Source organism: Frondihabitans sp. Leaf304 (assembly GCF_001423105.1).
Classification (GTDB): domain Bacteria; phylum Actinomycetota; class Actinomycetes; order Actinomycetales; family Microbacteriaceae; genus Frondihabitans.
In genome coordinates this window covers 515,153-525,486 of the sequence record NZ_LMNV01000005.1, presented here as the reverse complement: position 1 = coordinate 525,486, position 10,334 = coordinate 515,153, and the positions used below count along the sequence as shown (strand labels likewise).

The 10,334-nt window shown below is 68.6% G+C and carries 9 protein-coding genes; 3 read left to right on the top strand and 6 right to left on the bottom strand.

The window, feature by feature from the left end:
* Positions 1–482: 482 nt before the first annotated feature.
* The 3 genes from ASF54_RS15965 to ASF54_RS15955 form a co-directional block, all read right to left on the bottom strand.
* Positions 483–1,253 (bottom strand): fumarylacetoacetate hydrolase family protein, encoded by a 771-nt coding sequence (locus ASF54_RS15965; protein ID WP_055965347.1) that lies wholly within the window; start codon positions 1,251–1,253, stop codon positions 483–485.
* A 45-nt stretch (positions 1,254–1,298) separates the two neighbouring features.
* Positions 1,299–4,787 (bottom strand): proline dehydrogenase family protein, encoded by a 3,489-nt coding sequence (locus ASF54_RS15960; RefSeq protein ID WP_442855791.1) that lies wholly within the window; start codon positions 4,785–4,787, stop codon positions 1,299–1,301.
* Between the two features lie 193 nt (positions 4,788–4,980).
* Positions 4,981–5,610 carry a TetR/AcrR family transcriptional regulator gene (locus ASF54_RS15955; RefSeq protein WP_055965344.1) on the bottom strand — a complete coding sequence of 210 codons (630 nt, stop codon included), beginning with the start codon at positions 5,608–5,610 and terminating at the stop codon, positions 4,981–4,983.
* 106 nt (positions 5,611–5,716) lie between these two features.
* Here ASF54_RS15955 and ASF54_RS15950 point away from each other — a divergent pair, with 106 nt between their 5' ends.
* On the top strand, positions 5,717–6,955 hold the full coding sequence (locus ASF54_RS15950; RefSeq protein WP_055965338.1) for an MFS transporter: 1,239 nt from the start codon (positions 5,717–5,719) through the stop codon (positions 6,953–6,955).
* On the opposite strand, the gene ASF54_RS15945 is transcribed toward ASF54_RS15950, so the two are convergent.
* The 3 genes from ASF54_RS15945 to ASF54_RS15935 form a co-directional block, all read right to left on the bottom strand.
* Positions 6,942–7,145, bottom strand: coding sequence for a DUF2945 domain-containing protein (locus ASF54_RS15945; RefSeq protein ID WP_055965335.1), 204 nt, complete (start codon positions 7,143–7,145; stop codon positions 6,942–6,944). The two genes, ASF54_RS15950 and ASF54_RS15945, sit on opposite strands and share 14 nt — an antisense overlap.
* A gap of 34 nt (positions 7,146–7,179) precedes the next feature.
* Positions 7,180–7,959 carry an SDR family oxidoreductase gene (locus ASF54_RS15940; protein WP_055965333.1) on the bottom strand — a complete coding sequence of 260 codons (780 nt, stop codon included), beginning with the start codon at positions 7,957–7,959 and terminating at the stop codon, positions 7,180–7,182.
* A 113-nt stretch (positions 7,960–8,072) separates the two neighbouring features.
* The gene (locus tag ASF54_RS15935) at positions 8,073–8,780 is read right to left on the bottom strand and encodes a LysR family substrate-binding domain-containing protein (protein ID WP_055965331.1); all 708 of its coding nucleotides are present in this window, start codon (positions 8,778–8,780) and stop codon (positions 8,073–8,075) included.
* Positions 8,781–8,911: 131 nt separating this feature from the next.
* On the opposite strand from ASF54_RS15935, the gene ASF54_RS15930 reads away from it, so the two are divergent.
* Positions 8,912–9,292 (top strand): DUF5997 family protein, encoded by a 381-nt coding sequence (locus tag ASF54_RS15930; RefSeq protein WP_055965508.1) that lies wholly within the window; start codon positions 8,912–8,914, stop codon positions 9,290–9,292.
* A 20-nt stretch (positions 9,293–9,312) separates the two neighbouring features.
* Complete coding sequence (locus tag ASF54_RS15925) at positions 9,313–10,254, top strand: ROK family protein (protein WP_055965330.1); 942 nt, start codon at positions 9,313–9,315, stop codon at positions 10,252–10,254.
* The last annotated feature ends 80 nt before the right edge of the window (positions 10,255–10,334 follow it).

The following is a 10,334-nucleotide window of genomic DNA, read 5'->3' as shown; positions in this document are numbered from 1 at the left end:
CCGAGGTATAATTTGGCATTTGACAATGTGCACGCTGTTGAGTTCTCAAGGACCAAACGCACCCCAATCCCGCCCGAACCTGACCTCAGTCAGTACTGTTCGAACCTCGTCGGAGGCAACTTTGAAACCTTATCCGTCCGTTCGGGCCCTGTCAAACCGTGTTTATAACCCGGTTGATTAGACTTCGCTTCGCTAGGAAGCGCTTGCAAGCGATGCTTGCCGGATGGAGCTTTGCAATCCTAACCACATCCCTGCGGACTCGCAAGCGAGCCAGATTCTGAACGAATCAATTTGGGGGGAGGATGCCAGCACTTGAGGAAGTCCGTACCGAGGCTTTCGCTCCCGGCCCGTTTCGTTCCTTTGGCCTGACAAGAGAAAACAATACGTGTGGATGGCCGAGGGGCCAAATCTCACGCGCATCCCGGGCGTGTCGCGGATGACGCACCCCGTCGGATCCTTGGTTTCTCGGGCTTGTGAGGCGATTAGGCCCGAGCCTTGGCCGGATTGATCAGCGAGCCGAGGCCTTCGATGCTGATCTCGACGGTCTGCCCCTCGGTGAACGGGCCGACTCCGGCCGGGGTTCCGGTGAGGATGATGTCGCCCGGAAGCAGCGTGAAGATGTCGCTGACGTAGGCGATGAGCTCGGGGATCTTGTGAATCATCTGCTGCGTGGTCTCGCGCTGCAAAACTTCGCCGTCGACGCGCGACTGGATTTTGAGGTCGGTCCAGTCGAGCTCCGTCTCGATGTACGGGCCGATCGGGCAGAACGTGTCGTAGCTCTTGGCGCGAGTCCACTGGCCGTCGGTCTCTTGCACCCCGCGGGCGGTGACATCGTTGGCGATCGTGTAGCCGAAGACGACGTCGGCATAGTCTTCGGCCTTCACGCGCTTGGCGATGGCACCGATGACGATGGCGAGCTCGCCCTCGAGGTGGATCTCCCCCTCGACGGGCGGGATCTGAATGGGATCGCCTGGGCCGACCACCGTCGTGTTCGGCTTGAGGAAAACGATCGGGAACTCCGGCGCCTCTTGACCCATCTCGTCGGCGTGGTCGTAGTAGTTCAGGCCGATGCCCACCACCTTGGAGCGCGGGATCACCGGCGCGAGGATCTTCGTCGTGCGGAGCGGAACGCGCTCCCCCGTGGTCTCGTACCCCGCGTACATCGGGTCTCCGGCGAGGACGACGAGGTCTTCACCGTCGACGACGCCGAATCGAGGGTCTTCTCCTGGGCTGGCAAAACGTGCGATCTTCACGGGGCGAGCCTACTTGCTCGCCCCGCTCCGGGCCTGGGCCATCGATCAGATGACGCCGTCGCTCCAGGCGTCGGGGTTGCCGAAGCGGTGGGCCGTGATCGTCACAGCCTGCTCGCGAAGGAACGGCAGCAGCTCGAGACGAGCGGATGAAGTGACGGGCTGGGCGAAGACCGCGACTGCCGGGTCGCCGTGCAGAGCGACTGCGAGACGCCCCGATGCGTCGGCCGGGCCGATGAGGCGGACACGGGCGGCGCCGAGCTCGCCCCGTGCGGCCGTGTCGTGGAACGCCGCGTCGGTGGCACGGACGAACGAGACCGTGCCGAGCGCGGTGACCGCGGCAGGCGGAAGCGGAAGCGCCGAGCTGATGGTCATCGCCGAGCCCGCGCGAAGCCCGGCAGCGACGACCCTCGCCAGATCGCGCACTGAGCCGCCCTCGGCGAGGCGCACCACGACCGGCAGCGGGCGATAGCGGAAGACGTTGCGCTCGAGGCCCACCTGCGAGACGTCGACGGCCGCGCCGAAGGTGGCCGACCAGGCGCGCTCATCGGCTGAAGCCGCGGCCCGAAGTGACCCGTGGGATCCTTCGGCCTTCTCGACCGCTTCGACGAATCGCTCGACCGGGGCCGCGAGGGGCGTCGCCGGCTGCTCGGCAAGCGGGGACGGAGCCCAGGATCCCAGGTGCACGAGATAGTTCGGGCCCCCGGCTTTGCCACCGGCTCCGACCGCAGAGCGCTTCCAGCCGCCGAACGGCTGACGGCGGACGATCGCTCCGGTGATCCCCCGGTTGACGTAGAGGTTGCCCGCCTCGACCCGGTCGAGCCAGGTGCCCAGCTCGGTGCGGTCAAGGGTGTGCAGACCCGCGGTGAGCCCGAAGTCGGTCGCGTTCTGCAGCTCGATCGCCTCGTCGAGGGTGCGGGCCGTCATGATGCCGAGGACCGGGCCGAAGAACTCCGTGCGATGGAAGTGGCTGCCGGGCGCGACTCCGGCGCGGATGCCCGGCGACCAGAGACGCCCCGTGTCGTCGAGGCGTTTCGGCTCGACGAGCCAGGACTCCCCCGGCGCGAGCGTCGTGAGCGCACCGAGGAGCTTGCCGGCGGCGGGCTCGATGATCGGGCCCATCTGCGTGGTGGGGTCGGAGGGCAGTCCGACGCGCATGCTGGACGCGGCATCGACGAGCTGGCGGCGGAAGCGCTCCGAGGAGCCGACCGAGCCCACGAGGATGACGAGGCTAGCGGCAGAGCACTTCTGCCCGGCGTGACCGAAGGCCGACTTGATGACGTCAGAGGCGGCGAGATCGAGGTCGGCACTCGGCGTGACGATGATCGCGTTCTTGCCGCTGGTCTCGGCGAGAAGGGGCAGGTCTTCGCGCCACGAGCGGAAGAGCTCGGCGGTCTCGAAGGCGCCGGTGAGGATCACGCGGTCGACGGCAGGGTGCGAGACGAGCTGGCGACCCAGCTCGCCCTCCTCGACGTCGACGAGTCGGAGCACCTCGCTCGGCACACCCGCCGCCCAGAGGGCTTCGGCGAGCACGGCGCCGCACCGCTTTGCCTGCCCGGCCGGCTTGAGGATCACGGAGGCTCCGGCGGCGAGGCCCGCGACGGTCGAACCGGTCGGGATCGCAACCGGGAAGTTCCACGGCGGAGTGACGACGACGAGGGTGGGCGCCGTGTAGACCGCGCCGTCGACGGCGTCGAGCTCCTCGGCGAGCGAGGCGTAGTAGTTCGCGAAGTCGATGGCCTCGGAGACCTCGACGTCGCCCTCGGCTATGGTCTTGCCGGTCTCGGAGGCAGCCACCTCGATGAACTGCGCCCGGCGTCGGCCCAACTCGACGGCGGCACTGCGGAGCACGGCCGCGCGCCCGGCTCCGCCGAGTGCTGCCCACGAGGGGGCGGCGGCGACCGCGGACTGCACGATGCCCTCGAGCACGGCGGAGTCGGTGACCCCGGCAGCGGTGATGGTTGCCACTCCGAGGGTGGAGTCGGGGACGGACTGCAGGATCCTGCGCCCCCAGTCTCGGTTGTCAGCCAGCGCCGGGTCGGTATCGGGTTCGTTCTCGAATCCGTCGGTGCGGGGTGCCAGCACGTCGGTCGGCCTGGACTGCACACGATGCGCCGCGGGAGTCTCGGGCGTCACCTCGGCCAGCGACGACAGGAAGCGCTGCTTCTCGCGGTCGAAAAGGACGTCGCTGGTCGCGAGCTCGAAGACGGCCGACATGAAGTTGTCGTGCGACGCGTTCTCTTCGAGACGGCGGATCAGGTAGCTGATCGCGACATCGAACTCGCGCGGGTGGACGACGGGTGTGTAGAGCAGAAGCCCGCCGACATCCTGCTTGATGAGCTCCGCCTGCCCCTCGGCCATTCCGAGCAGCATCTCGAACTCGACGCGGCCCTCGACCCCGCGCTGCTTCGACAGGAGGTGGGCGAAGGCGATGTCGAAGAGGTTGTGGCCGGCGACTCCGAGTCGGATGGCGCGAGTGCGCTCGGGCGTCATCGCCCAGGAGAGAACTCGCTTGTAGTTGGTGTCGCTGTCTTGCTTGGTGTCGTAGGTCGCGAGGGGCCAGTCGTGGACGGCCGAGTCGACGTGCTCCATCGCGAGGTTCGCACCCTTGACCACGCGGACCTTGACCGCGGCGCCACCGGCGTCAACACGACGGGTGGCCCACTCGCTCAGGCGCTGCATCGCCCCGAGCGCATCGGGCAGGTAGGTCTGCAGCACGATTCCGGCCTCGAGCCCAGTCAACTGCGGTTGATCGAGCACGCGCATGAAGACGGCGAGGGTGAGGTCGAGGTCGCGGTACTCCTCCATGTCGAGGTTGATGAATTTGGGTGTCGGTGACGTCGCCGCGATCTCGTACAGCGGAGTGAGCTTGGTGACGACGCGCTCGACGGTCTCGTCGAAGGCCCACATCGAGAGCTGACTGACGATCGAGGAGACCTTGATCGACACGTAGTCGACGTCGGGCCGCTCGAGCAGGGCGCGCGTGCCGGCCAGGCGGTGGTCCGCCTCGCCGTCGCCGAGGACGGCCTCGCCGAGGAGGTTGAGGTTGAGGCGGGTGCCGTCTTTCTTGAGAGCGGCGATCGCTCGTCCGAGCTGGACGGGCCGCGAGTCGGCGATGAGGTGGCCGACCATCGAGCGGAGGACGCGACGGGCGACCGGAACGACGATCTTCGGAAAGGTCGGAGCGAGGGCGCCGCCGACGCGCACGGCCGCACGCATGTACCAGGGCAGGAACGCCGGGACGCCCGCGGCGAGCGCCTTGAGGTTTCGCGCGGCCACCGAGAGGTCTTCGGGGCGGACGACCCGGTCGACGAAGCCGATCGTGAAGGCCAGGCCGGACTCGTCTTTGAGGACCTCGGCGAGAAGCTCGGCCGATTTGGTGCCGGGTGCGCTGCTCGACTCGTGAACCCAGCGGTGGGCGAGAGCGACGGCTTCGGCGCCGAGCTCGGGCGGGATAGCTGCGCTGACGGTGGAGGTGGGTGCGTTTGCCGGTGCGTTTGCAGGTGCAGGGCGCTCGGCCGAGTCAATGTTTGCCACGCGGCAAGAATAGGTCGCGCGATCGGGGCGTCGCAAGGGTCGAAACGTGCTGTTTACAAAGTCGCTGCTGGCGTGCTCACGGGCGGGCACGTGCAGACCGTCGGGCCGAGTCGGCGGGTGTCGTTAGGGGTGGGCGGGTGCTGCAGCACCCGCCCACTCTCAAGAACACCCGCCGACTTCTGCCGGGCGCGATCTAGCTCTCGCTGAGCTCGTCCAGTTCTGCGAGCGGCACCGTCACGATCGTGGCGATCACGAGCCGCATCGCCTCGGCCACCCGGACGGCATCGCGGTCGTAGAGCCACTGCAACTGCAGGCCGTCCTGCACGGCGAGAACCACCCGGGCGGCCGTCTCGGCGGTGAATCCGGGTGCCAGGAGACCACGGCGCTCGGCGACCGCGAGATACCGGCTCGTCGACTCGACGATCTGCTCGTAGAAGTCGGCGTAGTAGTCGTGCGCCGGATGCTCGGGGCTGGTCGACTCGGCGGAGGCCGTGTTGAAGAGCTGGATCACGCCGGGAACCTCGACGTTGTACTCCGCGAGATCGAGGAGTTCGCCGAGCCTCATACCGGACGCATCGTCGAAGTGTCTCCGCAGCCGTTCGTCGCGGCGTCGGAGCACGGCGAGGAGCAGGTCTTCCTTGGTCGCGAAATAATGCTGGAGCGACTGATGGGAGACGCCGCACTGGCGCGCGATCTCTCGAAGGGAGGCCCCGTGGAAACCGCTCTGGCCGAACACGGGAAGAGCTGCGTCGAGAATAGCCTCGCGCTTGGCGACCCCCTTGGCGTAGCTGCCACGCCGGCCGGTCGTCGTCTCGGAGGTCACGACCCCGACGATACGGGACAGCGGCGCGCCTCGGGGGCTTGCGTGAGTAGGCTCGGCCCGTGAGCCTCGGGACCGACCCGGCGAGGTGCTTCCGGCCTCTCCGACCATGAACTGGTCGTTGCTCCGCGTCCCGGCGTTCCGGGCACTCTGGCTCGGTCGGCTGCTCTCGTGGGTGGGAGCCGGGCTCGGACCGGTCGCGCTCGTCTTCGCTGCCATCGACCTCGGTGCCGGCCCCACCGGGCTCGGGCTCGTCATCGCCAGCAGATCCGTGCCGAACGTCGCCCTGGTGCTCTTCGGCGGCTCCCTCGCCGACCGCCTTCCGAAATGGTCGGTCGCGGTGGCGGCGTCGGTTCTCTCGGCGGCGTCGCTCGCCACCGTGGCCCTCCTCCTCGCCACCGGGACGGCGACGCTTCCTCTCGTCGCGGCGGCCGCGGCACTCGGCGGCGCCGGATCGGCGTTCTTCGCCCCGGCGACGAACGCGGTGCTGAGAGACACGGTGCCCGAAGACGACGTCAGGGACGCGACCGTGCTGAACCGGGTGGGCATGAACCTCGGGCTCGTCGGAGGCACCGCACTCGGAGGGGGTGTGGTCGGAGCGTTCTCTCCGGAGATCGCGCTCGCCGTCGGATCCTTGGTGTTCACCGCCGCGATAGCGGCTTTCGCGGGCCTGCCCCGCGACACGATCGGCTCGGTGCGCGGTGGCTCGTTCGCCGCCGACCTCGGAGCGGGAATCCGGTTCGTCGCCAGGTCGCCGTGGCTCCGCGCCACTCTCGCGCTGTCGTTCGTCGCCCAGTTCGCCTTCGCCGGCGGCGTGCAGGTGATCGGTCCGTTCGCGGCCGACGACTCGTTCGGCCGGACGCTGTGGGGCTTCGCCGGGGCCGTGCAGACACTGGGGCTGATCGTCGGGGCGATTGTGGCGGGGCGCCTCCGTGGGCGGCTCCGACTGGCCACGGCGACGGTCGGGATCGCCGCGATGGCGCTGCCGCTCGGGGTGCTCGCGCTGATCCTGAGCGTGCGACCGATGGTGATCGACCCGTTGCACTGGTTCTTCTGGCTGAGCGTGGCGCTCTTCGCCGCGAGTGTCGGCCTCGAGATCTTCACGATCCCGCTCGACGTAACGATTCAGCTGCAGGTGCCGCGGAGCTACCTGGCCCGGGTCTACGCCGGCCTGACCCTTGCCTCACTCGCCGGCATGCCGCTCGGCGAACTGGCGGTGGGGCCGGCCGTCGACCGGTTCGGCGCTCCCCTGACGCTGAGCGCTCTCGGTGCGCTTGTGCTGGTCGCCGCCGGACTGGTCGCCGCGAGCCGGAGGGTCCGCGACCTCGACCGACCTACTTCTTCGTGAGCGCCGATTCTTTGTGGGCGGCCTCGGAGCCCGACTTCTCGGACTTCACGATGTAGTACGGCTCGTCGGAGGAGGCCTTGAACTTCTGGCCGTCGAACTCGAACTCTTTAACGCGCTTGTCGACCACCTCGCCGTGGGTCTCGCCCTGCGGGGTGTTCCAGGTGATCTTGTCGCCCTTGCTAAATGCCATGACTGCTCCTTCGTCGGGGCTTCGACGGTACCCCTCAGACGTTGAAACCGCCGTTGCTCACGATCAGCTGGCCAGACACCCAGCCGCCCTCCGGACCCAGCAGAAATCGCACGATGTTGGCGACATCACCGGGGAGGCCGAGCCGCCCCGTCGGCTGCATGGCCGTCAGGGTCTCGCGGACCTCGTCGCTCATCCAGCCGGTGTCGACCGGGCCCGGGTTAAGGGCGTTCGACGAGATGCCGAGGTGGCCGAGCTCTCGGGCGGCCGCTATCACAATCCGGTCGAGGGCACCCTTGCTCGAGCCGTACGGCATGTTGTCGACGACGTGGTCGCTCGTCAGCGCGACGATGCGGCCACCACTCTCGGGAATCTGCTCGGCGAGACCCTTGATCAGCAACCAGGCGGCGCGGACGTTGACGTCGTAGTGCCGGTCGAACGCCTCGACCGTCGTGTCGAGAATGCCGGAGTCGACGCTTTCGGAGTGCGAGAGCACGAGGCCCGACACCGGGCCGAGTGCGTCGGCTGCCCTGGTGACGAGCTGGAGGGCGACGTCAGGATCCGACAGATCGGCTTCCAGTACGACCACGCGCCGGCCGAGGGCTTCGACGTCATCGACCAGACGCGCGAGGTCGTCCGGCCGCTCCCCCCACGTCATGCGCCGGTCGTACGGCGTCCAGGTCACGAGCGCGAGATCCCAGCCGTCCGCGGCGAGCGCCAGCGCGATGGCGGCGGCGATCCCCTCGCGACGGCCGACACCCGTGAGGAGGGCGGCCTTGGGCTGCGACGACTGGACTTGCTGCGACGACGGTGTCATGCCGTCATCTTCCCACTGGCGATCAGGTGAGGTGATCGTCCACGATCGGCTAGTCCGACGGCCTCGACATCAGCAGATGCTGGACACTCACCGCCCGGGAGTAGAGGGGAGACCTAGTTGCGCTTGCCGCGGGTGCGGCCGGGAGCGGCACGGCGGGGCTGCCGGACGATGCCTTTGGCGCCCTTGGTCCTCGCGGCCTTCGCATCTCGCGCGGCCTTCGCGGCCTCCGCCGCTTTCGCCTTCGCCTTGGCGGTCGGGCGCTGGGCCGGCGCCTGCTCCTGGTCGCGCGAACTGTTGGCCGTGCGGCCCCGGACGATGCCGATGAACGCCTCGACCTCGTCGGTCTGATCGCCGACCGGCCAGAGGAGAGCGATGGTGGTCTCGGGGAGGCCGACGACTCGACGGCCGACCACGCCCTTCCGGGAGTGGAGACGCGCGAGCGACTGGGGCATCACGGCGACACCGGCGCCCGTCGCCACGACCTCGACCGCACCGGCGAGATCGAGGGCCGGATCGAGGTCGAAGCGCGTTTGGCCCTCAAGCTCGTCGAGCGAGACGCTCGCGCCATCGGCGAGCGCGTGCTCTTTCGGAAGTACGACGTAGGGGGTCTCGTCGTAGAGCGGAATCGTATGCAGGCCGTCAGCCTCGACCGGAAGGCGAGCGAAGACCATGTCGGCGGTGTCGTCGCGAAGGTGAGCAGTCGGATCCTCGGTTTCTGACGGGATCAACGTCAGCGGATCGTCGGGAAAGCGCTCCTCCCAGATGCGGGTCCACTTGCCCAGGGTGACGCCGGGCACGAACGCGATACGGAGGGAGGTCACAGGCCCGAGAGTAGCCGACACCCGGGGATCGATGCCGGACGGCTAGCCTTACGCACATGAGCAACGAGATCAGCGATCAGCCGGACGCCCCCGACACGCGTCAGACCAAGAAGTCGCGCCCCGACCAGAACATGAAGGCCTTCACGGCCGCGAAGAAGCTCGGCATCTACCTGCCGGCGACCCCCCAGGAGTTCCAAGACAACCCGGTGACCCGGGAGCAGCTGGTCGAGCTGCAGTCGAACCCGCCCGAGTGGCTGGTCGACCTCCGGCAGAACGGCCCGCACCCCCGCCCCGAGGTGGCGCGCAAGCTCGGCATCACGATCTCGGGCCTCGCCCGTGCGGGCATCGACGACGCCCTGACCTCCGACGAGATCCAGGCCCTGCTCGTCGAGATGCCGCCGTGGCTCTCCTCCGAGCGCTACAACCTGGCCCTCGTGCGTGACGAAGAGATCCGTGTGAAACAGCAGAACGCCGACAAGGCTGCGAAGCGGGCGGCTGCCGAGGAGGCCTGACCCGCCGCTAGCATGACGCCGTGAGTGAATTTGCGCTGGCCGTCGACATCGGCGGCACCAAGGTCGAGTCCGCGCTGGTCGATTCCGAGGGCGTCCTGCTGCCCGGAAGTCGCGACAGGCGACCGACCGGCCACGGGTCGACCTCGGAAGATCTCGCGACCGCCGTCTCCGAGGTCGTCGCGCACGCCCTCGCCGAACTCCCGGCAGACGCGAAAGTGCTCGGCATCGGGATCGGCAGCGCCGGCCCGGTCGACCTGCCCCACGGCACCGTCTCGCCCATCAACCTGCCCGCCTGGCGCGAGTTTCCGATTCGCGAGCTCGTCGCGGGCCTCGTCGCCTCGTCGCTCGGCGATGACGTGCCGATCACGCTGCGGCTCGATGGCGTGAGCCTCGCCCTTGCGGAGCACTGGGTCGGCGCGACCCAGGGCGTCGACAACGCTCTCGCCATCACCGTCTCGACCGGGGTCGGCGGCGGCCTGATCGTGAACGGCCGTCTGCTGTCGGGCGGCACGGGCAACGCCGGCCACATCGGCCAGGTGCAGATCGCCACCCGGACGCCCGGCGAGACCAGCGAGTCGGTGACGCTCGAGGTGCTCGCCTCCGGGCCTCACACCGTCCGCTGGGCGCAGGAGCAGGGCTTCACCGGCGAGCGCGGCGAAGATCTCGCGGTCGGCTATGCCGCGGGCGATGCGATCGCGGTGTCGGCGGTGCGCCGATCGGCGACAGCCCTCGGTGAGGCGATCACGGCGGTCACGACCCTGCTCGACCTCGACGTCGTCGCCATCGGCGGCGGATTCTCGCGGGTCAGCCCGGACTACCTCGACCTGGTGCGCGCGGTGATCGACGAGGCGGCGTACAACTCGTACGCGACGAGGATCCGGGTGGTCAAGTCGGGCCTCTCCGACGAAAGCCCGCTCATCGGTGCGGCGGCGCTCGTGCACCAGGTGCATCTGCTCGGCTGATTCCGCTCACTGAGAACAGACGACGGGCGCGGGTCTAGGCTTAAGCAACACCAATGACGGCCGGCGGTTCTTCGTCCGGC

Coding starts and splice junctions, on each gene's coding strand:
- ASF54_RS15940 (WP_055965333.1), bottom strand. CDS start 7,959: ATGACACCGTCGTCGCAGCAAGTCCAGTCGTCGCAGCCCAAGGCCGCC.
- ASF54_RS15945 (WP_055965335.1), bottom strand. CDS start 7,145: ATGGCATTTAGCAAGGGCGACAAGATCACCTGGAACACCCCGCAGGGC.
- ASF54_RS15950 (WP_055965338.1), top strand. CDS start 5,717: ATGAACTGGTCGTTGCTCCGCGTCCCGGCGTTCCGGGCACTCTGGCTC.
- ASF54_RS15930 (WP_055965508.1), top strand. CDS start 8,912: ATGAAGGCCTTCACGGCCGCGAAGAAGCTCGGCATCTACCTGCCGGCG.